Here is a 26,457-nt window from a genome sequence, read left to right as displayed (position 1 = left end):
GTCATCTTCTCGGGTCGAACGGAGCGCTGCTTCTGACGGGGCTGGTGATGGACGGGGCGATGCTGCTGCTGCCGCTGTATTACCAGCAGGTGCGCGGCGTAGGCGTGCTGGATACCGGACTGCTGCTCATTCCGCAAGGGCTCGGCATGCTGGCGACGCGGAGCTGGATCGGAAGGCTGGCGGATCGGATGGGCTCGCGCAATATCGTGCTGCTGAGCCTGGCGGTGACGGCGATCGGCACGATCCCGTTCGCGCTCTCCGGAGCGGAGACGAACCACGTCCTTCTCGGCATTGCGCAGTTCGTGCGGGGCGCGGCGTTGAACGGCATTTTTATCCCGATCATGGTGTCCGCCTATGCTGGACTCAGCAAGGAGCAGATCCCGCACGCAAGTATCTCCACGCGGATCTTCCAGACGATCGGGGGCGCCTTCGGCTCGGCGATTCTGGCCACCGTCATCGATCACCGGATCAGAAGCGCGGCGGTATCCGGCATAGACGCAGTCGCTCACGCTTATCAGGCCGCGTTCTGGTGGTCGTTCGGGTTCACCGTGTTGGCGCTCGTCCCGGCCTTTATGCTGACGAAGGTCAAGAAATAAAGACGAAACGGAAGGAGCGGGCCTTCATTTTTTAACTCGGTAGTATACACTGGACTTAAGAAGGAACCGAGAAGGAGGCGCCGCCATGCTCCACATCGTCAACGGCGACAGTGTCGGCGACAAGCTGCGAAAAGGGAATATCCGCGGCGATATTCTCGTCTGGAGGGAAGTGTATCCGGCAGGTCCGACATTCGTCAAAATGGAGGAGCCTCGCGCCAGAACGGCCAGGGCGGCCTATTTGGAGAAAGCTATGGGCATTCCGGCAGACGAATATGCGGCAGCCTGCGAGTCTCAGGAGCAAACCCTGCGCAGCTTCCGCCAGTACGACGAGGTCGTGCTTTGGTTCGAGCATGATCTGTTCGACCAGTTGATGCTCGGGTATTTGCTGCATTGGTTTTCGCGGCAGGAGCTCGGGCATACGAAGCTCCATTTGCTTTGCATCGGCGCCTATCCGGGCATCGAACGGTTCCATGGCTTGGGGCAGTTGACGGTGGAGCAGTTGGAGACGCTGGGAGGTACGTGGAAGAGAATCGGACAGCGGGAGCTGGAGACGGGCAGAAGGATCTGGGAGGCATACGCATCGCCGAATGTAGAGGACCACGCAGCCATTCTTCAGGAAGACACGTCGGCGCTTCCCTTCGCTCAGGCGGCTTTTGAAATGCATTTATCCCGCCTGCCCTCCGCCGAGAACGGGCTTGGCATCATAGAGCAGACTGTCATAGAGCTTGTCCGGGACGGGACGGATGCGCCGCTCGAGCTGTTTAGGGAAGCGGGAGACCGATTATGTTTGCTGGGGATGGGCGATCTGGAATTCTGGTATCGGCTCAGGAGGATGGCGGAGCAGCCCGCCGCGCTAATCGAAATATGTCAACCTCATGCGCTGCCCGGCGATCGCGACAACGTCGTCGCATTGACGCCAAGAGGGCGGGATGTCGCAGCGGGCGTACAGGACGGGCGTTTAAAAGTTAAGGACGAATGGTATGGCGGTCTGCACCTGAACGACGATCTGACCTGGCGTTGGGACGCGGGGCGGAAGCGGTTAACGACGCAACAGCCATAAAAGGAAGGAAGAGACGCCGCATGGCCAAATGGGACAACATGCTGTCCATGCTCTGGATGCTCCGGGACGGCAGGAAGCTCACCGCCACGCAGATCGCGGACCAGCTCGAGATCAGCGTCCGCACCGTGTACCGGTATATCGACGCGCTGGGCGCAAGCGGCGTGCCGGTCGTGGCGGAGTCGGGTCATGATGGCGGCATCCGCATTTTGGACAGCTTCAAGGAGACGCCCTTGTTCTTCAACGCCTTGGAGCTGAAGGCGCTCGTGGATGCGTATAAATTCGCGCTGGGAGCCGGTTATCCGTACGCGGAGGAGTTGGAGAGCGCGCTGAAAAAGGTGGAGAACGGGCTGCAGGCGGACCAGCTTCAGGAGCTGTCCAGCCGGACAGGCGGCCTGGACGTGATCGCTCCGGCGCGGCCGCCTTCCGTCGTGGCGTCGTTAAGGGACCTGGAGCAAGCCGCGGAGGAAGGACGCACGGTCCGACTCGCCTATCGCAAAGCGAACGCGGAACAGAGCGACGAACGCGAAGTCGATCCGTACGGGCTCGCCTACGACCGCGGCGAATGGTACGCCGTCGCGTATTGCCACAGGTCGCGGGAGACGCGGACGTTCCGCGTGGACCGCATCGAGAAGCTGGAGCCGACTCAAGCAACGTTTGAAAAGCCGGCGCGCTTTTCCGCGTCCGACTACTTCCGCGACCAGTCGGAGCGGGAGCGGGATGCGGACGGACCGCTGACGGTCCTCCGCATCGAAGGAGAGCCGGACGCGCTGAACGCCGCGTGCGACCACTGGCATCTGCGGCACTACTTGACCGAGCGGACCGACCGGGATGCGCGTTTTCTGCTCGACTGGCCGACGATGAACAAGTATCTTCCAATGTACCTGATGACGTTCGGAACGAACATCCGCATCAAGGAACCGCTGGAGCTAAAGCGCAGCGTGCAAGAGCTGGCATCGCGGATCGCCGCGCATTACGAAGCTGACGCCGATTGAAGCTTGGGTCCCTTTCTTCTACCCGCCGCGGACTTGCCCGCGAGCTGATGACCCTTGCAGTGAGTTCGCGATCTGCTGCATGCAGAGAAAACGCTCCATCGCCGGAGCGTTCTTTTTAATTCCACTTTACGCCCATTCATACATTCTGTTATCTTTAATGTATGTATTTACCAAATGGGGAGGCTTTGTCATGAGTTCATACCTGGTCGACGTCGTAGAAAGAACAGAGACTCTTCTTGTGGGGCTATCCGTCGTGGAGAGCCTGAATAAGATGATGGAGACGACGATCGGCGGGAAACTGCGGGAGGAATTAGAGCGCCGCCAATCCGAAGTGGAGAACAGGGCAGGCTCCGGCATGTATCTCATTCAGGTTTATCCGACGGACGGACATTGGACGCCGGATGTCCTGTACCGGCACATTTTTGCCTACGAGGTCGAATCGTTCGCCCGGATCCCCGCGGATATGGTGAGCTACACGCTGCCCGCCGGACGGTTCATCAAGGTCGTACACAAAGGCCCCGAGTCTCAGATCGGTGAGACGTACGGCTTTATCAACGATACATACGGCGTAAGGCCCATCGATATCGAATATTGGAGCGACATTCATACACTGGAGAACGAGGATAGCCAGATCGAAATCTACGTCCCTCGTTAGCGAAGGATCAAGGGAGCTGCTGCGGCAGCTCCTTTTCGCTTCCTCCCGGGACGCATTCTTTCAGAATTCTTTCATGACGCTCTGTTAGGCTAGATAGAAAGATTGCCGAAGCAGGAAGGGAATGGGGAGTTGTAATGAAAAAAAGGCTGTTGATTGTTTTAGCCGTGTTGCTTGCGGCTTTGCCCTTGGCAGGCTTACGTCCGTTAAGCGTTCAGGCGGCGGGCTATGCGTTTGCGGGCGGGGGCGACGGTACTCCGGGGAATCCGTACATCGTGCGGACGGCTGAGGATCTGGATCATGTCCGGGACGATCTGACGGCCAGCTACAAGCTCCGGGCCGATATCGATCTGTCCGCCTACGGGAATTGGACGCCGATCGGCGATCCTGACATATTTAGCGGAACTTTCGATGGTGACGGTTATCGAATTACGGGCATGACGATTCGGTCATCGGCGGATTCTATCGGCCTGTTCGGATACGTCGACGGCGCATCCGTGAAAATCGAGAACGTTCGTCTAGAACAGGTGAACATTGAATCGACGAGCATTTTCAGCAATGTAGGAGCGCTTGCGGGTTTGTTCGGCAAAGGATCGATCGATCGCGTTTCGGTATCGGGATCGATATACGGCGAAGGATTTGCTGTCGGCGGCCTGGTCGGTCAAATAGATTTTGGCTCCATGATCGCGAACAGCGACGCGCATGTTCAATTGAGTTCGCACAATACGTTTAGGTTCGCAGGCGGACTAATAGGCGGAATGGCAGTCGGCTCCAAAATCGAGCAAAGCTATGCGACGGGCGACGTGTCGGCTACAGAAGGAGCCGGCGGCCTGGTTGGCGAGGCTCGCGGGTCGATCCTCAACAGCTATGCAACAGGCGAAGTACGGAACACCGGCACGATTGGCACCATGTCCGGCGGGCTGGCCGGACTTGCCAGCATAGGCGGTACTGTAGACAGCTACGCTGTAGGCAAGGTTGACCCGGGTGCGATCTACGAAGGCGGCTTGGTCGGTAGAAGAGAGAATTTTCCACTCTTCAGCGTGACGAACTCCTACTGGAACGCGAGCATAAATCCCGCACTCGCGACGATCGGCGGAGAGCCGGGGACGGACGGCGCCGTCAGCGAAGCCGATTTGAAGAAAATGTCCACCTATACGGGATGGGACCCGGCGATCTGGGGAACCCAGGAAGACGTGACCTATCCGCATTTAAAAACCTTTATCCCGATGGTGCGCGTTGAGGAGATCGCGCCCGTCTACAATCTTTGCGCGGGCGGCAACGAGATTGCGGTATCCGGGTATGTCCGGGACGGCAGTGTCGGAGAGCCCTTGAAGATTCGCTACGCCATCAAGGACGCTGCCAACGTCACGGTCGAAGATGCGGTGTACGATTTGGATGCGACAGGCGACAACCAGGCTTTTCGCTGGTCGATGTTGCTCGACGGGAGCGTCTATGCTGACGGAACCTACACCTTGACCGTAGAGGCAGCGGACAGTGTCACAGGCCACGAACAGTTGAAAATCGCAACGTTCGTCGTAGATTCGACCCCGCCTGCGATCACCCTTCGGGACGGCGACCTGCTGGAGGTCGAGCGCAACCACGCATTCACGGATCCCGGCGCGACCGCCCTGGATGCGAGAGATGGCGATCTAACCGCCGATATTAGGGTCAGCGGCGTGGTGGGTACGTCCGAGTTGGGTACTTATACGCTTACGTATGCGGTCACCGATGCGGCGGGCAATACGTCGACCAAGACGCGAACCGTTAAAGTGGTGCGCAGCCTTTACCCCAGCCTTTTGCTGAACGGCGATTACAACATGCAAATTGAGGTCGGCGACCCATTCGACGATCCGGGAGCGACCTCCTGGGACGAGACGGAAGGCGACTTGACCGACCGGATCGTCGTCAGCGGCAGCGTGGATACGACCCGGGTCGGCACCTATCATATTCTGTACGAAGTGGCGGACAGCACCGGGCATGGTTCCAATACGACCCGAACGGTCGAGGTCGTCGACACGAAGGCGCCAGTGCTTGCGCTGTTAGGCGCGGACCCGCTTGAACTGGAGGTCGGCTCCTCGTTCGCCGATCCGGGAGCGACCGCGTTGGATGCGGTGGATGGCGATCAGACCGCCGAGATTGCGGTGAGCGGCACCGTAGACGCGACCAAGACGGGCACCTACACGCTCACCTACCGGGTGAGCGACGCGTCCGGGAACGAGGCGACCGCGATCAGGACAGTCAAGGTCGTCGACACGAAGGCGCCAGTGCTTGCGCTGTTAGGCGCAGACCCGCTTGAATTGGAGGTCGGATCCCCGTTCGCCGATCCGGGAGCGACCGCGCTGGATGCGGGGGACGGCGATCTGACCGCAGATATCGAGGCAAGCGGTACGGTAGACGCGACAAAGGTCGGTAGCTACACGCTGACGTACAGGGTGAGCGATGCGTCCGGGAACGAGGCGACCGCGACGCGGACGGTCAAGGTGGTACAGCCGCCAGCGCAGCCGCCTGTACAGCCAAGCGCCCCCCAACTCAGCGGCAACGCCGATCTGGCGAGTCTGAGCCTGACGGCAGCCGGCGAACCGCTGGCGCTATCTCCTGCCTTCGCGCCGGGCACGAAGTCTTATGCCGCGGAAACGACCGGGGATCAGGTCGTGCTGGTTGTGAAGCCGGCACATCCGATGGCGGCGGTCAAGCTGTCGGGGGAGCGGATCGGGGAGACGACGCCCGTGCCCCTGACGATGGGTGCCAACGTGCTGACGATTACGGTTCAATCGGAGGCCGGCACGGTTCAGACCTATACGGTTACGGTTAACCGGTTGGCGCCGGACACGACTGTGCTGCCTCCGGCATGCGCATTCCAAGACATCGCGAATCACTGGGCCAAGTCTGAGATCTGCGAAGCAGCGGCGCTCGGCATCGTGGAGGGCGTCGATGCGTATACCTTCGTTCCCGACGGGCTCGTCACGCGCACTGAATTTGCGGCCATGCTGCTGCGGGCGCTGGGGATCGACGTCGACCGTGCAGTCCAGGATATAAGCGGTCTGCCCTTCGACGACCGGGCGAGCATTCCCGCGTGGGCGCGACCCGACGTCAGAGCGGCAGTGGAGGTCGGCATCCTGGACGGCTATACCGACGGTATGCTGCGGCCCGTGCGAACGGTAAATCGCGCGGAGATGGCGGCGATGGTGTCCAAGTACATGAAGTGGACGAACCACGCCGCGGCAAGCGTTCCATTTGCGGACGACGCGCGGATTCCCGCCTGGGCCAAGCCGTACGTCGAAGCCGTCCGCGCGAAAGGGATCATGTCGGGCCGGGCTGGTCAGCTGTTCGTGCCGGACGGCGTGACGACGAGAGCGGAAGCGGCCGTCGCGCTGTTGCGCCTCTGGCATTCCATCCACTAACTTCATAGAATAGAATGCCGGTTAGGGCCGGCTCGCATGTCACGCAATGACATGAAGAGCCGGTCTTTGTCATGCTGCCGGAAGGATATGCGCGGGTTGCGCGCGCTCTGTCCGTATACTATATTGAGAGAAATGGATAAGACTACCGGCTGCCTTCTCAATCTCAAGCCCAAACAAAAGGGATCCGCCGCATGAATTCACTCGCCGAACTTGTATTGATGATCGCCTCGGCGATCATGACGGGCGTCATCTTCTATTTCGTATACGGATTCAGAGAAGAGCGCGGCGTGCGCTATCTGCTCGGCCTGATCGCGTGCCGGCTCGTCTTTTCTGCCGGCGTCATCCTGGAGAAAAGCAGCGAGCTGTTGCCGGAAAAGCTGGTTTTTCGTCATATGCAGTCTACGGCGACCAACTTGATCGTTCCTTTCTTTCTTCTGTTCGTATACGAGCTGGTCGGCCGCGACAGGCTGGCCAAGACGCGTTGGAAAGTCGCGATGTTCGCATTCTTTGCGCTCTGGTCCACGCTGTCGTGGCTGGATCACTGGCTTCATGTGATTTATCGTTCGACCGCGCTCGAAGGCGGCCAACTCATCACGGTTAAATCGCCGTATTCCGCCGTTTTCGGGCTCGTCTGTTACGCCATTTTGGCCGTGTGCCTTTATTTTTTATTCCAATATTTACGGAGCATTCGCGGCGACTTTCGCAAGCCCGGGCTGTGGGTGCTGTTTCTGAGTACGTTTCCGATCGTGCTGGAGATTGGAAAATGGATCCGGCCCGACTGGTCGTCCTGGCTGCTGCCGCTATCGGTCTACTGCGGATTTACGGGGACGTTGATGCTGGCGATCATGCTGCGGATCAAGTTTTTCTCCACCGTGCCGATCGCAAGAAATATCGTGCTCGATACGATTCAGGAGAGCATCGTGATCGCGAACGCTTCCGGCAAAATCGTCGACAGCAACGCACAGGCTGCCAGATGGTTCTCGCAGATGGGACATACCGGAATCGACGGCCGGACCTTGACGGAGCTGCTCGCCCCTTGGCCGGAGTGGCTGAAGCTGTGCGCTTCTATGACGCAGGGGCGCGCGGAGGTCGCCGTCATGCTGGACGGGCAACGAAAAGCATACAGCGTAAGCGTGTACCCGCTTCGCGTGCTGCGCAAGCAAGAGCAGGGCAGCATCTCGCTGATCGTCGACATTACCGAGAAGGAACGTCACCTGCAGGAGATCGCGGAGCTGAACCGGCTGAAGGACCAGCTGTTCACGATCGTGTCGCACGATATTCGCAGCCCGCTCGCCCTGCAGTTCCAGCTTATCGAGCTGCTCGAGGACGAGATCGACGCCGTTCATCCCGATCACCGCGAGATCGTAGAGAAGCTTGGCGAGCAGATTCGCCATACGCTCGGCATGACGAACAACGTCCTGGAGTGGTTCCGCAGCCAGCGGGAAGACATGGCGCTTCATCCGCAGCCGCTCGGGTTGTCCGAAGTGGTCGAGGATGCTTGCCAGCTGTTCCGACTCCACAGCGAGGCTAAACGCATCCAGGTCTCCCATTCGATCGATGCCGATATCCTTGTGCACGCCGACCGGGAGGCGCTGGGGCTCGTTCTTCGCAACTTGCTGTCCAATGCCATCAAATTCACGGGTCCGGGCGGGTCCGTTCATGTGGACGCCCGGCGATCGAAGGACATGGTCGTCATATCCGTACGCGACACCGGCGTGGGCATGAGCGAGGAGCAGGCGCATCGGCTATTCGAGGACAAGCAGATCCGCTCGCTGCCGGGCACCTCGGGAGAGAAGGGCTCCGGTCTCGGATTGCTCGTCAGCCGGCAGTTCGTGCAGAGAAGCGGCGGGACGTTGTGGGCCGAAGGCAAGCCGGGGCAAGGAAGCGTATTTCACTTCACCATGAGGGGCGGCGCGGCGGGATGAGAGTGCTCATCGTGGACGACGAACCGGCCATGCGGCTCGCGATGAAGCGGCTGCTGTCGAAAGTGGAAGGCGTTGCGCTAGCGGGCTGCTTCGAGAGCGCGGAGGGCGTACTAGACCTCGTCCGCGAGGGGAACGTGGATCTTGCTTTCCTCGACATCCGGATCGCCGCGGACGACGGGCTGGCGCTTGCCCGCAGCTTGCGCGCGGCTCGCGCCGATCTCGATATCGTGTTTACGACGTCGCATGCGGATTATGCCATTGAAGCGTACGACGTTTATCCGCTCGATTATATGGTGAAGCCGATCTCCAGAATCCGACTGGAGCAGACGATTGCCAGAGCGGCCGGCAAGCGCTATACATCCGCAGGCGAGGCGGACGCGTCTTCGAACCGGCTGACGGTTCGCGGTCTCGGTTGCCTGGAGGCCGGCAGCAAGCAGGCGGGCGCCGTGAAGTGGATGTCCAAGAAGAGCCTGGAATTGTTCGCCTATTTGCTCGTCCATCGCGGCCGCAGCGTCGCAAAGGTTCGAATTTTGGAGGACATCTTCTCGAACATGCCTCTCAAAAACGCGGAAACGTATCTTCATACGGCCGTCTATCAGCTGAGAAAGGCGCTCTCGCCGCAAGGCCTCAAGGACATGGTCGTCTCGGCGCAGGAGCAGTACAACCTGGATCTGGAGCAAGCGGACGTCGACTTTATTCGATTCGAGCAGGGCGTCCGGCGATTGTCCGACATCGACGGGACGAACGTAGCGGTAGCCGTCGAGTTGGAGAAGCAGTATGCGGGCGGGCTGTTCGAGAACAAGTCGTACGCATGGGCGATAGCGGAGCGCGAGCGGATGGCGATCGTGTACGGCGCCTTCGCCAAGCGGCTGGCCGGCTGGCTGATGGGCCGGGAGCGATACCGTGAAGCGGCGCAGATCGCGCGGAAAGTCGTGTCCCACGATGAATTCGACGAAGACGCGAATTTGCTGCTGCTGCATCTGTTCGGCGCGATGGGCGATAGGCAGTCCTTTCACAACCACTACGCGCATTACGCGCAGCTGCTGCTTCAGGAGCTTGGGCTGCAACCCTCGGAGAAGGTACGGCAGCTTTATGAGCGATACGCATGATCTCCCCCTCGCTGGTCGAGGGGGTTTTTTGTCATGTACGCGCAGGCGGCTTCAAAAGAGCGCCGTTCAGTCCGTCGGATGGTCCGTCCGAATCAACCGCTCGACGGCGCCGGCGACGGACGCCCGCAAGGCGTCCCGGTCCTTCGCGGCTTCCGGATTAAGCGAAGGGCCGAAGGGATTCGTCGAGGCCCATGAGGTCGCGATCGTCATGATGGCCGTTAGCAGAAAAGGGGGCGGTAGCGTCGATGCTATGCGTCCGGCGCTTTGCGCCTCGCCGATTTGCCGTATTTTCTCTTCATGGGCGGATTCCCGTTGGGGCGGATTGTCCGTCTTCTGCTCCAGGTTCGCCCACATCAACAGCCGCATGACGTCGGAATGCGTCATCGCAAAGTCGAATACGTTGACCGCGAATTCGGGGAGACGGTCCGGCGAGAACGGAATTTCCTCGAACGCGCGCTCGAGGTTTTTTTGCAGGACGGTCGTAAAGAGGATTTCTTTGCTCTCAAAGTAGATGTAGATCAGGTTCTTATTGCACCCGGCGGATTTGGCGATGCGATCGACCCTGGCGCCGGCTATGCCATAGGTGGAGAACTCCTCCATTGCCGCGTCCAGGATTCGCTCGCGCGAGGCTTCGGCATTTCTCATTTTGCAATCATCCTTACCTTATATGGGACCTGCCCCTTCGTTCGTGGATAGTATACCACTTGACTAACCGGTTAGAACATTTTATATTATAACTAACCGGTTAGTTATATATAGATCGGAACCCAAGAAAGAAGGTTATCAACGATGGCACAACGGACTTGGCTGATCACGGGAATCAGCAGCGGCTTCGGCCGGCATATGACCGAGCAATTGCTGGAGCGGGGCGACCGCGTCGCGGGCACGGTCCGCAATCTACAGGCGGCGGACGATCTGAAGGCGGCATACGGCGATCGGCTGTGGGTCGCGAAGCTGGACGTGACGGATACGGCGGGTATTTATACGGTTGTGAACAAGGCATTCGAGCAGTTAGGCCGCATTGACGTGGTGGTCAGCAATGCGGGCTACGGGCTGATCGGCGCGGCGGAGGAGTTGACCGACGAGCAGATTGTCCATCAGATCAACACCAATCTCGTCGGCTCCATCCAGCTGGTGCGCGCTGCGCTGCCGCACTTGCGCGCGCAGGGCGGCGGTCGAATCATTCAGCTCTCTACGGTAGGCGGCCAAGCCGCTTTCCCGGGAGGCTCCTTGTACCATGCGACAAAATGGGGGATCGAGGGCTTTGCCGAAGCCGTGATGCAGGAAGTGGCGCCGTTCAACATCGGCGTGACCATCGTAGAGCCGGGCGGAGCGCGCACAAATTTCAGGCATCACAGCTTGAAGCTGGGGCCGCGGATGGAGGCCTACGATATCTCTCCGGCTGCGGGCGCGAGGCGGATCGCCGAGGATAAGACAGCCGTATCGATGGGAGACCCCGGGAAGATGGCCAAGATCATGATCGACAGCGTCGACCAGCATCCGGCGCCGAAGCGGATCGCGCTGGGGAGCGACTCCTACCAGGCGATCCATCGTGCGCTCACCGGCCGTCTCGCGGAGCTTGAGGCGCAGCGGGAGCTCGCCTTCTCGACGGATTTTCCAAAGGGGCAGTGACCTTCTAATCGGATTTTCCGGGACAATTCCGGTAAGGACATGCTATGCTGGATAAAAAAGGCGGAGAGCGCATGATAGAGCGTTACGAGCTGCGTCCTTTGAAGGTACCTGAAGATTATGAAGGTTTGGCGGCGCTGTTGAATACCTATTTCTCTGAGCCGATATCCGCCGAGCGCCTGAAGGAAGACGATGCGAACCTGTATGAGGTCGGACATACGTATATGGACGACAACGGGCTGCTGGCCGGCTATGACCGCACGCGCCATGTCGCCGTCGCCGAGGACGATCGGATCGTCGGCTATGTCTGGTCGTGGCGGGCGCCCTGGACCGAGTCGGGTTATCTTAACAACACGGTCGTCGTGAACAAAGAATATCGCGGAAAAGGGATCGGCAGCCAGCTTCTTCGTCATCTGGTGCAGTGGGGCGAAGGGCTGGGCGCCGTCAACCTTGTTTCGGAGATCTGGGACGACGATTCGGGGGCGCGCGCCTTCGCCGAACGGAACGGATTCGCGGTGGAAAGGCATGCCTTTCAATCCGTGCTGGAACTCGAGACCGCGAAGCCGGAAATCCTGAACGAGACCGGCCTGTTCGAGCGGCTCGAAGCGGGAGGTATCCGCATCCGGACCTTTGCGGAAGAAGGCGAGACGGAAGAAAACGAAGCAAAGATCTATCAGGTGTACCTGGAGACGCTCGCCGATATTCCGGGATTCATGGGCGAGGTGCCCGACCGGGCGGAATGGACGAAGTGGTACTTGCGGGTCGAGGGTTACGCCCCCGAACGGGTATTGCTCGCGGTGGACGTGAAGGACGGCCGGTACATCGCCGTATCGAATATTCCTTACAAGGAAGCGACCGGCGGGATGTATCACGAATATACCGGCGTCTGCCGGGAATACCGGGGCCGCAAGATCGCGCAAGCGCTGAAGATCCGCGCCGTTCAACTCGCGAAGCGGCATGGCGCCGCCTACTTGAAGACGGACAACGATTCTTTAAACGGTGCGATCCTTAAAGTCAATCAAAGCCTGGGTTATATGCCGCTGCGGGGCTCCTATCGCATCGCCGGAGACCTTCGGCAGGTCAAGGAAGCGATCGCGAATCATGACAAATAAAAAACGGCTCTTCGGACGGGCGCGCGCACAGCGTTCGCCAGAAGAGCCGTTTTTCGTTTGCTGGAGTCTTATCCGAGAAGCGCCGACAAACGCGCGAGCCCCTCCTTCAAGGGCGGCTGCGCTTGCCGGACGGCTTTGGCCAGCTTGTCCGCGCTGCCGAAGATCCGGCTCAGGGCCATCTCGCGTTCATGCCGCTTTTTATCCTGCAGGGCTTGCGCCAGCGCTTCGGCCAGCTCGGGACGGTCGATGCCGATGTTTTTGACCGGCGTCGCATCCTCGTTGCCGGCCAGCAAAATGGCGACGAGGACCGGCATCAGTTCGGGCTTTACGCCATGCGCATCGACGAACGCTTTGGCATAACCGTCCTGCGCCATCTGATGCTCCGTGTCCACCAGCGTCATGTAACGGCAGACCAGCGGGAAGTAAGATTCGCTGTACAAGCCGAGTCCGAAAACGGCGTAGGTGCCCGGCATGACCGACTTTTCGCTCGGTTCCACGTCCCGATACCAGGCGAATTCCTCCATGGCCGCTTCTGCATATTCCGCCAGCTTGGGGTAGAGTCCGGGATAGGTCAGCGCATTGGCAAAAAACTGATGCAGCTTCGACTTGGCCAGCTTCGGCATCGGCAGCGCATGCTTTTGGGTCGTTTTTAACTTCAGCTCGTAGCCCTTCGGAAAACCCTGTCGCAGGAGGCCGATGATGTAGTCCAACGCCTCCTCGTACGCTTTCTCCTCTTCGGAGCGGATACGGATCTCGATCGTCTGCGAGATGTCGTTGCAGCTGCAGTCGACCTGCGCACCCCGATACGCGCTCTCGAATTTGCCGCTTCCGATCTTCATGTACTGCGAAGCCTGATCCGAGCCCAGCCGTTCCGCCAGAACCAGATAGCGCTGCCGGGTGTCCGGCTCAATCGCCCCGACCTTCAAAGCGGCATAAAGGAAAAAGTCCATCTCGGCATCGTCCACGGCTTGTCGTTCCGGTTCAGCCTTCAGCTGCCAATCGTGCCCGTAATCGTCGGCGCCGATAAAGTACCGCGGCAGAAAATCCTCCCGCGCCCACGCCTTGAAGGCCGAACTATATTGACCCACCCACTCCTGCAGGCGCTGCGGGTAGGGCTGCATCTTATTGGACAGACGCCGGAGCAATGGATCGATCTCGGACACCCGCTGCGTCGTCAGATCGGGATTTACGAGGTGATGGGCGAAGAAGAACAAGTCGCTTGGCTTCGGCAGCACGGGCGGCTCGGATTTAATCTTCGTTTCGATAAAACGGTCCAACGACGTTCGAAGCGCTTCGAGCTTAGGCTGATTGACGAGGTGGCGCGTCAGCTTCCGTTCGGCATCGCTTTGCTCGAATTCGAGTACCAATTCCATCCGGTAATCGAAGAAGCGGGGGCCGAGCTCCTCCGAGCGGAACAGTCGATCTACGCGCTCGCACAGCGCGGGGAAAAACGCTTCGGTCAGCAGCTCGCCGGTCAGCTCCGTCATGTAAGACCCCGCTTCGATCGTGTAGGAGCTGTCGCTCCAGGAGAACGGTCTTTCCACGTCGATATAAAGGGTCCCGTATTCCGAACGCTCGACCCGTTTTCTCCAAGCGACTCGCAAATAATCTTTGATCCCCGCCTGCAAGGCGCTGAAGTTCTTAATGCCGTCGATCCTCGCACGCTCTCGCGCATAGATGCCGGCGATTTCCTTCCATACGTCATGCAAAAGGGCTTCTACAGCGTCGTTCATTTTGCTCCTCCCCCGAATTTAAGGTTACTTGGCGCCGCTTCCTTCAGGAACGAACAATTCGCCGCGCTCGCAAAGCTTGACGAAGGCCGAGACGCAATCGGGATCGAAGTGCGTGCCGCTTCCCTCGACGATGACTTGCAGCGCACGCTCCTGCGGCCACGGCTCGCGATAGGCTCTGCGCGACGTCAATGCGTCGTACACATCCGCGACGGCCAGGATTCTCGCGGGCAGCGAGATCTCCGTGCCCTTCAGCTTGTCCGGATAGCCCGTGCCGTCCCACTTTTCGTGATGGTGTCGGATGACGGACAGCTCCTCGGTCATGAAGCCAATATACTTGCACATCTCGTAGCCGGCCACCGGATGCTGCTCGATGATGAGCCGTTCGTCCGGATCCAGTTTTCCCGGCTTGTACAGAATCTCGCTCGGCGTCTGCGTCTTCCCGACGTCGTGAATGAGTCCGCCGCGGGCGAGCGCCAGCAGCAGCTCGGGATCGAGCTTCATGGCTTGGGCCAGCTGCACGCCGTACATCGCGACGCGATAATTATGGCCCGCCGTATAAGCGTCCTTCGTTTCCGTGGCCGCGATCAATTCCTGCATGCTCCCGGAGATGCTGATGCGCAGCGGACCTTGCGACGAACGGCGGTCGCCCTGCTGGACAGTCTGCGTCACGGCGACGTTCGACCGATATTGGGCGATGATGCCGTACAGCAGCAGGAGCGCGGACGCAGCGAGGACGACATGGTACAGCCACCAGGCCAGGGTCCACATCATCGTGCTGATCATGAAGCATTCCGTGATCGCCAGCAGTACCGAGCCGAAGACGATGGCGGCATGCAGAGGAAATTGGACGATCCGGAATTGCCGGTAATACCGGATAGCGGCGAACACGTACAGGAGGACGGTAAGCGCGGCCATGACATAATTCAGCGGCTCGATATCGATCGGAATGAATTCGGAAAGGTCGGGATTCACCAGTGCAACAACGTTCAACAGAACGATCAGCGTTACCCAGCCGACGACGATGCGCCGCCGATGCTTGGACAAGAGCCGAATAAAAGGTTGGTCCGAAGACAGCGTGGAGAGAAGGATCCAGGCCGAGCAGGTCGTTAACGCGATTTGCGAGGCGACGCCGGCCAGGTGGTATTGGTCGTCGATAATGAACCCAGGCGTAGACAGCGCGTGAATCAGAAAAAAACCGTTCAGCGAGAAGATGGCCAGCGCCAGCATGAGGACGCTCATGTCCCGCAGCCGAATCCCCGTCCAGCCCAGGACGATCGCGCTGATTGCCAAAGCCAGAAGCGTCGGTGAAATGACGTAAAAGTGGAAACGAGGCAGGTCCCACATCTTATCGTGGCCTGGAAAAGAGGCCAGATAGGCGTAGGCCAGGAGGAGAACGACGGACGTTATCGACATGGTGCTGATTAAAACGCGGGGTGAACGCGGCATGGTCGTTCCAACCTTTCCAATTTAAGCTAACTTCCTTCGCCTATAGCCAAAATTCGACACCTGCGTGTTGAATCCTGCTGTAGGCGACGGCCGTTAGCGTATAAATCAGAAGGCAGAATAGCGGTCGCCGGGAGCTTCGGGAAGCCGCCGACCCTTGTACAGCTTCAGCGAGGCGACGATGAGAAAACTGATGATGACGAGCAGCAGCCAGGAGCTGATCTTGCCCAGCGAGACGAGATGCCAGGCGCCGGATTGGTTCGGATATTGCCAGGCGCTGAAGAAGGTGGCGACGTTCTCGGCGATCCAGATAAAGAAGCCGATCAGCGCGAAGGAGAGGACGATCGGCATCCGATAGCGGCGGCGCCCGACTTGGTAGGTCACCCAGGCTCGCCGAAATACGATGAGCACGAGGGCGAACAGACACCAGCGAACGTCGATCCAATAATGATGCGTAAAAAAGTTCAGGTAAATGGAGGCGGCAAGCGGGACGGCCAGCCGGAGCGGCGGCCAACCTTCCAGACGAACCTGCATACGCCGCCATGCTTGGCAGAGGTAACTGGCTACGCTGGCATACATGAAGCCGCTGTAAAGCGGTACGCCGCCGACCTTCGTCCAGCCCTCTTCGGGGTAGGACCAGGACCCCATATGCACCTTGAACAGCTCCAGCGCGAGGCCGATCAAGTGGAAGACGGTGATCACCTTCAGCTCGTCGCGTGTTTCGAGTCCGGCGAGCAGCATCCAGGCCTGCATGGCCAGACAGATGATCAGCAGCCAGTCATAGCGAGGCAGCCACGGCAGGGAGAACTGCTGCGTCACGGCGAGGGAGACGAAGATGACGACGGGAAATACGCAGGATAGCGACTGCACCCAGCCGAACCGCACGAGCTGCCGCAGAACGCGGGGAATGCCGACCGAGTCGGCCGCTCTTCTCAGGCTTAGAAGATTCATCGCCCGTCCTCCTCCTCTTCATCGTCGACGTATTCGAGCAGGTCGCCGGGCTGACACTTCAGCGCCTTGCAGATCGCCGCAAGCGTCGAGATGCGGATCGCCTTCGCCTTCCCGTTTTTGAGGATGGACAGGTTGGCCATCGTGATCCCGACCCGCTCCGACAGCTCGGTCACGCTCATTTTCCGCTTCGCCAGCATGACATCGATATTGATGACAATAGCCACATCGTTCACCTCAGATCGTTAAGTCGTTTTCCGATTTTATATCGATGGCGTTCTGGAGCAGCTTCTGAAGCACGGCGGCAAAGACGGCGATCACGAATGCGGCGAACGCAACGACGAGACCGATGGCTAGGACGCCCGGCGCGTCGTCTTGATCGGCGATCCGGTAGAGAAACGGCAGGCAGGCGACATACAGGAGGCTGATCGCGCATGCGCAGTATTTGATGACGTGGAGCGCTTTGACGGACAAATCCGAGAAGGCGCTGTTGTCGTCGATATAGCGAAGCAAGCGCAGCGCCTGGAACAGCGCGGCAAAAAAGGGAATCGCCGAGGCGTACATACCTATGAATATAGGCAGATAAATCGACTTCGGATAATTCGCGGCCGCTTCGTCGAAGATCGAAGGCAGCCCGAAGAAGCACAGGGCAAGAACCGCAATTCCGATCAGGAATACGACCGCTCTCAACATGAGCGTTTTTCGTTTCATTTCCAGCACCCCGCTTAAGTATGGTGAACTGATCGTAGCATGGGATTTATCGTTTTACAATAAATTTATTTCGAATAGCAGTACATATTTGCTGATAAATGAAAACACCCAACCGCTCCGGCGCGTGCCGGAGAGCTGGGTGTTCGAGTGGACGAGGTCCGCCTTATTCAATCGCGCTTTTCGTCGCTTCATACATCTTTTCCGCGTATTGGTCGATCTCGTCCCGCGACATGCGCAGGCGGGCAACCGAGGTGCCGTAGCCGATCTCCGCCAGCCCGGCTTCAAGCCCCTGGAATATGCCGTCCGCGAAGGCATCGAGCGGTTCGCCTTGAACGTGCAGCCCGGTGCCTCCCAGATCCGTATTGACGGCAGGCGGCGCGACCTCGATCACCTCCACGGAGGTGTTCGACAGCTGAAGCCTCAGGCTCATGGTGAAGGAATGAAGCGCCGCCTTCGACGCCGAATAGATCGGCGCGATCGCAAATGGCGTAAAGGCCAGGCCGGACGTCACGTTGATGATCGCCGACGCATCTTTGGCCGCAAAAAACGGGGCGAACAGCATCGAGAGGTGAAAAGGCGCCTCGATGTTCGTGGCGATCTCCTGGCTCAATGCGGCCCAGTCGTTTTTCGCATCGGCCTTCAGCACGTTGAAGCGCAGCTGGATGCCTGCGTTGTTCACCAATACGTTGACTTCCGGATGTTCCATGGTTACCCATTCGAACAGGGCCGTACGCTCCGACTCGATAGCCAGATCGCATACGCGAGTGATGAGGTCCGGGTATTTCTCCTTCGCTTGCCGCAGCGCTTGTTCGCGTCTGCCGCAGACGATGACGCGGTTGCCCGCCTTCAGGAAACGCTCCGCAAAGGCGAGGCCGATGCCGGCGCCGCCGCCCGTGATGAGTATCGTATTGCCCGACAGTTTCATGCGCGTTCCTCTTCTCCGTTTATTTTTTTCCGAGCTGCCTGGCGTACCGTTCGATCTTGTAGTCGATGCCCTTCAAGCTTTCCGTCATCAACGCGATCTCGTCCAGCACCGCTTGCTTGTGACGGTTCATCATCTCGAGCCGGCGTTCGAGCGTACTCTCGCCCTCTACGATCCAATCCACGTATTGCTTGATGTCGCTGATGGGCATATGCGTATTTTTCAAGCACATCACGGTGCCGAGGAGCGCCATCTGATCGTCCGAAAAGATTCGTCTCCCGGCCTTGTCGCGCTCGAGTAACGGCAGCAGTCCCATTTTCTCGTAATAGCGGATCGTAGAGTCGGGAATATCGAGCGCGGCCGCCGCTTCCCCGATGGAACGGTACTTCATTTGGAGGCCTCCAAATTCATTCGATTGAGTCGACAACTATAGGATACGACTTGAACTATGGTTTAAGTCAACAGGGAGGCCGCATTGTGGAGGATTGCTGTTAAGCGTTTTGCTATACTAAGGGAAAATTCGACGGCGGATGAAGGACAACGCGGCCAACAAACTTTTTCCGATCATTTTTTTTCGGACGTGTAGAAATCGTGCGATCCGAAACGACAAGATGATGTATCCCAAATCCAACGATCTATCAGGAGGCTTATCTTATGAATTACACGTTAATGTTTTATGAGTCGCAGGAGGACTTCGCTGCCAGAACGGATCCGGAACGCCAGGAGGCTTATTTGGCAGGCTGGACGCATTATGTGCATGCGCTGCGGGAAGCGGGCGTCGTCGTGTTCGGCTCCGGGCTTTATGCACCCGAGACGGCGGCCACCCTGAAGCGCCGCGGCGGAGATATGGTCGTGCAGGATGGGCCCTTTCCCGAGACGAAGGAGCAGCTTGGCGGAATCTTCGTGCTCGACGTGCCGGATATGGACGCCGCGCTGGAATGGGCGGCCCGGGGACCGGTCGACACGGTCGAGGTCAGGCAGAACATCCCTGCGCTGAAGTAGCCGCCGATGGAATCGCATCGAATCGCCGAACAGGCGGCGCGCGAGGCTTACGGCCGGCTGCTCTCGTATCTCACGGTCCGTTGGCGCAATCAGCAGGACGTGGAGGATGCCGTCGGCGACGCCTTTCTGTCGGCGCTGGAAGCCTGGCCTATGACGGGCATTCCCGATAAGCCCGAGGCTTGGCTGCTGACGATCGCCCGCAGGAGGCTGATCGACCGCGCCCGCCGCAGCCGCGTCTCTGCCGAGGCGCTGCCGACGCTTCTGGCCATGGCCGAGGATACGCGGCTACTGAATGCGTCCGGCGCCGAGCTGCCGGACGAGCGGCTCGGCATGATGCTGCTGTGCGCGCATCCGGCGATCGATCCCGCGATGCGCACGCCGCTCATGCTGCAGACGGTACTGGGATTGGACGCTGCCCGCATCGCGTCCGCCTTCGTCGTCAAGCCTTCCACGATGAGCCAGCGCTTGACCCGGACGAAGGCTAAGATCCGCGCCGAGCGCCTCGCGTTCGAACCGGCGGATGCGGAAGAGATCCCGGCGCGTCTCGATGCGGTCCTGGAGGCCGTCTACGCCGCCTACGGGAGCGGCTGGGACGACGCGGCCGCCGCCGGTGCGCCTGGCGGGAGATTCGTCGAGGAAGCGATAGCGCTCGGAAAGCTGCTGCTTCGGTTCGTTCCCCGCGATCCGGAGGTGCACGGCCTGCTCGCACTGATGCTGCATAGCGAGGCGCGCCGAGCGGCTCGCCGCGACAGGGAAGGAAATTATGTCCCGCTCTCCGAGCAGGATTGCGCAAGCTGGGATCGGAGCTTGATCGCGGAGGCGGAGCGTCATTTGCACGCGGCTTCGCAAGCCGGCCGCATCGGGCGGTTTCAACTCATGGCCGCGATTCAGTCGGTGCATGCGCAGCGTCTGCGGACGGGACGCACGGAGTGGGAAGCGATCGCGCAATTGTACGAGGGGCTCGTCCGCGAGCAACCCGCGCTAGGCTCGATCGTCGGGCGTGCCGCGGCGGTCGCGGAGGCCTACGGCGCAGACCGAGGCCTCGCGCTGCTGGCGTCCATTCCGTGTGCGGAGGTTGCGGATTACCAGCCTTACTGGGCGCTGGCCGGTCACTTGTACAAGCGGATGCATCGGCATGACGAGGCGCGATCCGCGTACAGCCGTGCGATCGGTCTCAGCGCGGACGGAGCTGTCCGGCGGTTTTTAAGCAGCCAATCGGACGGGCTGTGAATACGGCAGTCAAAAGAACCCTTAAGCAGGACATCGCGATGCGAGTGTTGCTTAAGGGTCTTTGGATTCTTCGGTTCTTTGCGCGCCGTTCTCGTTCATTCGCCCGTTCGCGTGTATAATGGCGTTGACGATATCATTCCTTGCGAGAGTTGGGAGTTTGCCATGAAGCCATTTTACGGGAAAGACAAGCCGCTTCCGGAAGCGCTCAGAATCGCGTTTCTGGGAGACAGCATTACCGACGACGGCACTTACATCGCCTATCTCGATGCCTATTTCCGACTGCATGCCCCGGCTTCCCGGATCGAGCTGATAAACCTGGGCGTCAGCAGCGAGACGGCGTCGGGACTGAGCGAGCCCATTCATCCGTTTCCGCGGCCGTGCGTACACGACCGGTTGGCGCGGGCGCTCGCCGAGACGCAGCCTGACTGGGTCGTCGTCTGCTACGGCATGAACGACGGCATCTACCATCCGCTGTCGGAGGAACGGTTCGGCGCCTATAAAGATGGGCTGCTGCGGCTGCTCGGCCAGATCCGGCAGGCGGGCGCCAAGGCGATCGCCATGACGCCGCCGCCGTTCGACCCGGCCTCGCTGCCGGACGGCGCGCAGCGGCTGCTGCCCGAAGGCCGGCCGGAGGCGGCGTACAGCTACGAGACGCCTTTTGCCGATTACGAGCAGGTGCTGAAGCGCTACGCGGACTGGGTGCTGTCGCTCGGCGAAGACGCCGCGGACGCGACGGTGAGCATCCACGACGAGCTGCTGGCGCGCATCGCGGCGGAGCGGGCGGCCGATCCGGCGTACCTGTCGGGAGACGGCATCCATCCGTTCGCGCCGGGACATGCGGTGATGGCGCAGTCGATCTTGCGCACGCTGTTCGGCATTGAGCCGGAGCAAGCACGGGCGTTCGCGGCGGCGGTGGACGGCTCGGCGTATTTTGAACTGGTCATGCAGCGCCATCGGCTGATCAGCGCGGCCTGGAAAGAGCATGTCGGGCACACGAACCCGAACAAAGCGGAAGGGGCGCTGCCCTTGGCGGAAGCGAAGGCCGCGGCTCGCGTGCTGGAAGCGCGCATCCGGGAGCTGGCCGATGCCATGGATCCTTCTCTGGCCTGACGGCCTATTCGGCGCGGAAAGAAAGATGCCGTCTGCGGCTGCAAGCAGTCCCGATTGGGGCTACTTTGGGCCGTCAGCGGGATTCCGCGCCGCAAGAAGTCCTGATCAGAGCTACTTCGGACCGTCAGCGGAACTGCGTGCCGCAAGAAGTCCTGATCAGAGCTACTTTGGACCGTCAGCGGGATTCCGTGCCGCAAGAAGTCCTGATCAGAGCTACTTCGGACCGTCAGCGGGATTCCGCGCCACATGAAGTCCTGATCAGAGCTACTTCGGACCGTCAGCGGAACTGCGCGCCGCAAGAAGTCCTGATCAGAGCTACTTTAAACCGTCAGCGGAACTGCGAGCGGCCAAAAGTCTCGGTCAGAGCGATTTCAGGCCTTAGCGAGCCCGTTTCTCGGCAGCGTTATTAGAATTGGCGGCTGGTCGCTTGTGTTAAGAAGCTTTCGGACGCATATTGAATTCGATCGGCTCGTTGCCGGTCGCACGCCATACCGTGCCTCTTTTCTCGTACTCGAACAGCTTCTCTACGGCATTTGCAATCTGAGGCCCCAACTCGCGTTCGATCAAATACAAAGCGACGTCGAGGCCCGAAGTCACGCCTCCCCCGCTCACGAAGCGAGGGCTGTCCTCAACGACACGGGCTTCGACGGGAATGGCTCCGAGCGCGCCTAACGTACTCATGCCTAAATGATTGGTAACTGCGTGCCGATCCTTCAGTAAACCTGCCATAGCCGGCAGCAGCGTACCGCCGCAAACGGTTGCCACAGTGACCTCTTTGTTGTTGAACGCTTTTTTTAACTGCCCCGGCAAGTCTGTTTTCATCGCTTGCTTTAAGATATTCGGAATGGCGTCTGCCGAATCTCCGGCCGGCTTTCCCGAAGCGCCGGGCACCAGAATAATGCCCGGTCGATTGGGGTCCAGCTTGGCTTCTGCCTTAAGAGCCGGTCCGTTAAGGCCGCTCGGAACGGAACGCTCTCCTTCTGCGGAGACCAATTGGACGGTCATGGCTCCCGATGAATACATCCCCGCAGCGGCAAACGATTCATAAGGTCCCAATGCATCCAGCAGATCGAAACCGTCGAACAGTACGATTTGAACGTGAGTAACTTTGCTTTTGGCCGCGTCCGTCTTATCTGTTGTTTTCGCGTTTGCCGCAGGAACAACCAGACTTAGCAGGAGCGTGAGCGACATGAACCATCTAAAAAATGTTTTCATCGTTTTACCAATCCCTCTCGCTTCATAGTATGGACTGCTTGCCGGGCGCCTGAGCCAGTACCTGCCGTTCGCCGGCGGAATCCCTGGGAAAATCATAACGGACATCTCTCTCAAAAGAAGCGATAAAAAGGTCACCACTTCATCACGAGTTGAGCAACAATCTGGCATCTAGTAACCGCTCTCATTTCATTGTAAAATGGGGCAACCCGCTTCTCCGCGGGTGGACCTGAGCGAAAAGGGAGCGCGCGCATGGGAGAGTTTCGGTGGGGCCGCAAGTACATCCCGTTTACCTATAAGACGATGCTGCCGTACCTGGCGCTGGTGCTGTTGACCGATATTCTGGTGGGCTACATCGCATACACGATGCTCGTCGATTCCCGGACGGAGATGGCGGAGACGAACATTCGCACCGCGATGCGGCAGACGAGCAACAATATCGAATACCAGATGGACGAGATCACGCGCATGACGAACTCGCTTTTTCTCAATACGACGTTCCAGAACGCGCTGCAATTCAAGGGCGATACTCGAGAGAATATGCTGAAAATGAAAGACGACATCGTACCGTATATGAAGGCGCCGCTTCAGCTGTACGGCAACAAGCTGCGGCTCGTCCTGTACGCAGTCAACGAGACGATGCTCGAGATCGCCGGCGACGACATGTCGCAACCGATCGGCCGCAGCGATTATTACGTGCTGTCTGCACAGGGCGTCGCGCAGACGGATTGGTTCAAGTCCGTCTCCCCGCCGAGCAGGGACAAGCTGTGGCTGCAGATCGACACCGATCGCGAGCTCGGGAACCTCTCCTATTTTCGTAAGCTGTTCGCGGCAAACGGCGCGCAGTCGCTCATCGGCTACATTCGCGTGACGGCGAGGTTCGACGAGCTGCTCGGCAACTTCGATACGTTTCCGATCGAGCAGGGCATCGCCCTCCGGCTGAAGGACAAGACGACGGGCGCGAATCTGTACGAGCGCGGGACCGTGGCGTCGAATGCCGACGCGGGCGCCTATCTGGTCATCAGCGAAGACATTCCCGACTCCGGCTATGCGATCGAGACCTGGGTCCCGCACCGGTATCTGAACAAAGACGCGAGCAAGATGCGCAGGGTGATCGGCGCGGTCTGCGCGATCAGCTTCGCGGTGATGGCGCTTATCGGCTTCCTCGTCGCGCGGCTGTCCGGCAAAAAGATGAAGCGGATCGTCACGCTCGTACGGTCGTTCCAGGAGGGCAACTTCTACAAGCGGATCGGGTTCGCCGGCAACGACGAGTTCGTCTACATCGCCGACGCGTTCAACCAGATGGCCCAGAGCATCCAGGAGCTGATCCGGGACGTTTACGAGCAGGGCATGCAGAAAAAGCAGGCGGAGCTCGACGTGCTTCAGGCGCAGATCAGCCCGCATTTCCTGTACAATACGCTCTCAACGATCGGCAGTCTGGCGAATATGGGCGAGGCCGACAAGGTGACGAAGATGGTGCAGGAGCTTTCCAAATTTTACAGGCTGACGCTCAACGAAGGGCAAGTCTATATTTCTCTTGAAGCGGAAGTGGAGCAGGTCAAGGCGTATCTGGACATCCAGCGGGTCAAGTATGCGGACGCGTTCCAGGTGTATCTCGACATCGATCCGGACATCTTGCATGTGCGCATTATCAAGCTGGTGTTGCAGCCTTTCGTGGAAAATATATTCAAGCACGCCTGGTTCGGGGAGTCGATCGCCATCCGGATCGCGGGCAGGCGGCTCGGTGGCGAACGCATCGAGCTGAAGGTCATCGACAACGGCATCGGCATGCGGCCGGACACGCTCAAAAGGATGCGCTCGAGCGAACCGAGCGCGGGAGGCTACGGCCTGAGAAACGTGGAGGAGCGAATCAAAATGAGATACGGCAGCGACTTCGGCATCCAGATCGGGAGCTATTACGGCGCGGGTACGACGGTCGAGCTTATTTTGCCGATGGAAAACGCGGAAATTCGGGAAGACAAGGAGCGCGGCGATCAATGACGGATAACGATATCAATGTGCTGCTGGTTGACGACGAAGCGGTCGATCTGGAATGGCTGAGGCGCCGGGTGGCCGGTCACGAGCAGCTTGCGGGCGCCAGCGTGCGTACGGCCTCGAGCGGATTTGCCGCGCTTAACTTGATGAAGCAGCAGCGGATCGACATCATCCTGTCCGACATCCGCATGCCGATCATGTCCGGCACCGAATTTGCGCGGCAGGCCAAGGAGATCAATCCGCAGGTGTCCATCGTGTTCATCAGCGGGCACGAGGACTTTGGCTATGCGAAGCAGGCGATCCAGCTGAACGCGCACGGCTATCTGCTCAAGCCGGTAGAGGACGGCGAGCTGAATGCGACGTTGACGGAGCTATGCGGCAAAATCGAGCGGGAGCGGCGGCAGCATACGTCGCTCGCCGAGACGCTGTCGCTTGTTAACCAGGAGCTGCTGCTGCGCTGGTTCAACGAGTCGGCGCCGGGCGACGTCGAGTCGCATATCCGCAGCTTCCTCGCGCCGATGCTCCAGGCAGGCACCGCGGTCGCTATCGCCGAGATCGACGACCTCGCGTGGAAGAAGGTCGACTCGACCGCAGAAGAGCGTCGCGCATGGCTCGCCGGGGCGGCCGCTTTTATACGCCGGTTCGCGCAGGAACGCAGCATGGGACTCGTCATCGACGCCTACGACAGCCGCTTCGTCCTGCTGGCCGCCGTGCCCGAGCCTTCTTTTTCCACGCTGCTCGAAGAGCTGATCCGCGCTTTTTATGTCGAGTTCGGCTTCTCCGTCACGATCGGGACCGGGATGTACACGAACGCGTTCGACCAGCTTCACGACTCCTATCGGCAGGCGCAGGCCGCGCTCAGCATCAAATGGATCGTCGGCAAAAACCGGCTCATCAAGGACGCCTCGCAGTGGCGACCGAAGGAGCGGATCGCGCCCAATCTCGAGGAGATCGTCGACCGGATGCTGAAGGCGATGCTCGAGTACGACCTGACTGCAATCGACGACTGCCTGCTGCAGCTGTTCGACGGCGACCATCCGCTCTCGCAGAAGCACGAGATTTACGATCTTATCATCCGCATCACGTCCAAGCTTCACGCGGATCTGCGGCAGCTCAACGAGCATCTGTACGAAATCCTCAACTGGGACGCCCATCAGCCGCTCATCCTGTTCCAGTTCGAGACGGTGCACGATATATTGTCCTGGCTCAGAAGGCGGTTTTTCGAGCTGTCCGAGCTGCTCTACCTGAAGCGGCAGCGGCAGAAGCGCAAGCTGATCGACGACATTACGGCGTACGTGAAAGACAGGCTGGAGCAGAAAATCACGCTCAACGAAGTGGCCGCGCATTTTAACTTTACGCCGAATTACCTGGGTCAGCTGTTCAAGGCCGAGACCAACAGCCTGTTCAGCGACTTCCTGAACGACCTGCGCATGAAGCGGGTGTGCGAGCTGCTGCAGGAGCCGACCAAGAAGGTGTACGAGATCGCGGAGCAGGTCGGTTACAAAAACATCATCTACTTCAACCGCCAGTTCAAGCAGCACATGGGCATGTCTCCCGGCGAATATCGCAAGAAGCACAATATTTGAATCGACCCCCTGAATCGACCCCCCCTTCACGAGACTCCGGTTCCCGCGGGAACAGGGGCCTCCTTTTTTTCTAAGGCAGCATATCGCTG

Annotated in this window: 23 protein-coding genes; 14 read left to right on the top strand and 9 right to left on the bottom strand. The window is 59.5% G+C overall.

Features of this window, described 5'->3' with window-relative positions:
• The 7 genes from KVT38_RS11255 to KVT38_RS11225 form a co-directional block, all read left to right on the top strand.
• Positions 1-596, top strand: a 596-nt coding sequence (locus tag KVT38_RS11255; protein WP_217593811.1) for an MFS transporter, incomplete at its 5' end; no start/stop codon positions are given.
• A gap of 85 nt (positions 597-681) precedes the next feature.
• A complete protein-coding gene (locus tag KVT38_RS11250; protein ID WP_217593810.1) occupies positions 682-1,656 on the top strand; it encodes a DUF1835 domain-containing protein in 975 nt (324 codons plus the stop codon).
• Complete coding sequence (locus KVT38_RS11245) at positions 1,572-2,648, top strand: helix-turn-helix transcriptional regulator (RefSeq protein WP_217593809.1); 1,077 nt, start codon at positions 1,572-1,574, stop codon at positions 2,646-2,648. The genes KVT38_RS11250 and KVT38_RS11245 overlap by 85 nt, the downstream gene beginning before the upstream one ends.
• Before the next feature lie 190 nt (positions 2,649-2,838).
• On the top strand, positions 2,839-3,303 hold the full coding sequence (locus KVT38_RS11240) for a GyrI-like domain-containing protein (protein WP_217593808.1): 465 nt from the start codon (positions 2,839-2,841) through the stop codon (positions 3,301-3,303).
• A gap of 134 nt (positions 3,304-3,437) precedes the next feature.
• The gene (locus KVT38_RS11235; RefSeq protein ID WP_217593807.1) at positions 3,438-6,701 is read left to right on the top strand and encodes an immunoglobulin-like domain-containing protein; all 3,264 of its coding nucleotides are present in this window, start codon (positions 3,438-3,440) and stop codon (positions 6,699-6,701) included.
• A 191-nt stretch (positions 6,702-6,892) separates the two neighbouring features.
• The gene (locus KVT38_RS11230; RefSeq protein WP_217593806.1) at positions 6,893-8,626 is read left to right on the top strand and encodes a sensor histidine kinase; all 1,734 of its coding nucleotides are present in this window, start codon (positions 6,893-6,895) and stop codon (positions 8,624-8,626) included.
• Positions 8,623-9,735 carry a response regulator gene (locus KVT38_RS11225; protein ID WP_217593805.1) on the top strand — a complete coding sequence of 371 codons (1,113 nt, stop codon included), beginning with the start codon at positions 8,623-8,625 and terminating at the stop codon, positions 9,733-9,735. The genes KVT38_RS11230 and KVT38_RS11225 overlap by 4 nt, the downstream gene beginning before the upstream one ends.
• A gap of 66 nt (positions 9,736-9,801) precedes the next feature.
• Here KVT38_RS11225 and KVT38_RS11220 read toward each other — a convergent pair whose 3' ends face one another.
• Complete coding sequence (locus tag KVT38_RS11220; RefSeq protein WP_217593804.1) at positions 9,802-10,380, bottom strand: TetR/AcrR family transcriptional regulator; 579 nt, start codon at positions 10,378-10,380, stop codon at positions 9,802-9,804.
• Between the two features lie 144 nt (positions 10,381-10,524).
• Between KVT38_RS11220 and KVT38_RS11215 the strand changes: the two genes are divergently transcribed.
• Complete coding sequence (locus KVT38_RS11215; RefSeq protein ID WP_217593803.1) at positions 10,525-11,367, top strand: SDR family oxidoreductase; 843 nt, start codon at positions 10,525-10,527, stop codon at positions 11,365-11,367.
• A gap of 71 nt (positions 11,368-11,438) precedes the next feature.
• The gene (locus tag KVT38_RS11210; protein ID WP_217593802.1) at positions 11,439-12,476 is read left to right on the top strand and encodes a GNAT family N-acetyltransferase; all 1,038 of its coding nucleotides are present in this window, start codon (positions 11,439-11,441) and stop codon (positions 12,474-12,476) included.
• Positions 12,477-12,544: 68 nt separating this feature from the next.
• Here KVT38_RS11210 and KVT38_RS11205 read toward each other — a convergent pair whose 3' ends face one another.
• The 7 genes from KVT38_RS11205 to KVT38_RS11175 all read right to left on the bottom strand — a co-directional run bounded on the left by KVT38_RS11205 (position 12,545) and on the right by KVT38_RS11175 (position 18,624).
• A complete protein-coding gene (locus KVT38_RS11205; protein ID WP_217593801.1) occupies positions 12,545-14,209 on the bottom strand; it encodes a DUF6138 family protein in 1,665 nt (554 codons plus the stop codon).
• Between the two features lie 24 nt (positions 14,210-14,233).
• Entirely contained in the window at positions 14,234-15,655 is a 1,422-nt protein-coding gene (locus KVT38_RS11200; protein ID WP_217593800.1) for an HD-GYP domain-containing protein, read from the bottom strand.
• Between the two features lie 105 nt (positions 15,656-15,760).
• Complete coding sequence (locus tag KVT38_RS11195) at positions 15,761-16,603, bottom strand: DUF817 domain-containing protein (protein WP_217593799.1); 843 nt, start codon at positions 16,601-16,603, stop codon at positions 15,761-15,763.
• On the bottom strand, positions 16,600-16,827 hold the full coding sequence (locus KVT38_RS11190) for a helix-turn-helix domain-containing protein (RefSeq protein WP_217593798.1): 228 nt from the start codon (positions 16,825-16,827) through the stop codon (positions 16,600-16,602). The genes KVT38_RS11195 and KVT38_RS11190 overlap by 4 nt, the downstream gene beginning before the upstream one ends.
• 10 nt (positions 16,828-16,837) lie before the next feature.
• Positions 16,838-17,311: a DUF2975 domain-containing protein gene (locus KVT38_RS11185; RefSeq protein ID WP_217593797.1), complete on the bottom strand. Its 474-nt coding sequence runs from the start codon at positions 17,309-17,311 to the stop codon at positions 16,838-16,840.
• 163 nt (positions 17,312-17,474) lie between these two features.
• On the bottom strand, positions 17,475-18,236 hold the full coding sequence (locus tag KVT38_RS11180; protein ID WP_217593796.1) for an SDR family oxidoreductase: 762 nt from the start codon (positions 18,234-18,236) through the stop codon (positions 17,475-17,477).
• A 19-nt stretch (positions 18,237-18,255) separates the two neighbouring features.
• Positions 18,256-18,624 (bottom strand): MerR family transcriptional regulator, encoded by a 369-nt coding sequence (locus KVT38_RS11175; protein ID WP_217593795.1) that lies wholly within the window; start codon positions 18,622-18,624, stop codon positions 18,256-18,258.
• A gap of 263 nt (positions 18,625-18,887) precedes the next feature.
• Here KVT38_RS11175 and KVT38_RS11170 point away from each other — a divergent pair, with 263 nt between their 5' ends.
• From KVT38_RS11170 to KVT38_RS11160, 3 genes are all read left to right on the top strand, one after another.
• Positions 18,888-19,235: a YciI family protein gene (locus tag KVT38_RS11170; RefSeq protein ID WP_217593794.1), complete on the top strand. Its 348-nt coding sequence runs from the start codon at positions 18,888-18,890 to the stop codon at positions 19,233-19,235.
• A 6-nt stretch (positions 19,236-19,241) separates the two neighbouring features.
• Entirely contained in the window at positions 19,242-20,465 is a 1,224-nt protein-coding gene (locus tag KVT38_RS11165; protein WP_217593793.1) for an RNA polymerase sigma factor, read from the top strand.
• 162 nt (positions 20,466-20,627) lie between these two features.
• A complete protein-coding gene (locus tag KVT38_RS11160) occupies positions 20,628-21,575 on the top strand; it encodes an SGNH/GDSL hydrolase family protein (RefSeq protein WP_217593792.1) in 948 nt (315 codons plus the stop codon).
• Between the two features lie 432 nt (positions 21,576-22,007).
• On the opposite strand, the gene KVT38_RS11155 is transcribed toward KVT38_RS11160, so the two are convergent.
• Positions 22,008-22,958, bottom strand: a complete 951-nt coding sequence (locus KVT38_RS11155) for a DJ-1/PfpI family protein (RefSeq protein ID WP_254639148.1) — start codon at positions 22,956-22,958, stop codon at positions 22,008-22,010.
• An 81-nt stretch (positions 22,959-23,039) separates the two neighbouring features.
• Between KVT38_RS11155 and KVT38_RS11150 the strand changes: the two genes are divergently transcribed.
• Complete coding sequence (locus KVT38_RS11150) at positions 23,040-24,788, top strand: sensor histidine kinase (protein WP_217593791.1); 1,749 nt, start codon at positions 23,040-23,042, stop codon at positions 24,786-24,788.
• On the top strand, positions 24,785-26,368 hold the full coding sequence (locus tag KVT38_RS11145; protein ID WP_217593790.1) for a response regulator: 1,584 nt from the start codon (positions 24,785-24,787) through the stop codon (positions 26,366-26,368). The genes KVT38_RS11150 and KVT38_RS11145 overlap by 4 nt, the downstream gene beginning before the upstream one ends.
• Positions 26,369-26,457 lie beyond the last annotated feature (89 nt).

It is taken from the genome of Cohnella sp. GbtcB17, from assembly GCF_019091135.1.
Classification (GTDB): domain Bacteria; phylum Bacillota; class Bacilli; order Paenibacillales; family Paenibacillaceae; genus Cohnella.
The sequence above is the reverse complement of the archived record's forward strand: the minus strand, read 5'-3'. Positions and strand labels throughout refer to the sequence as shown.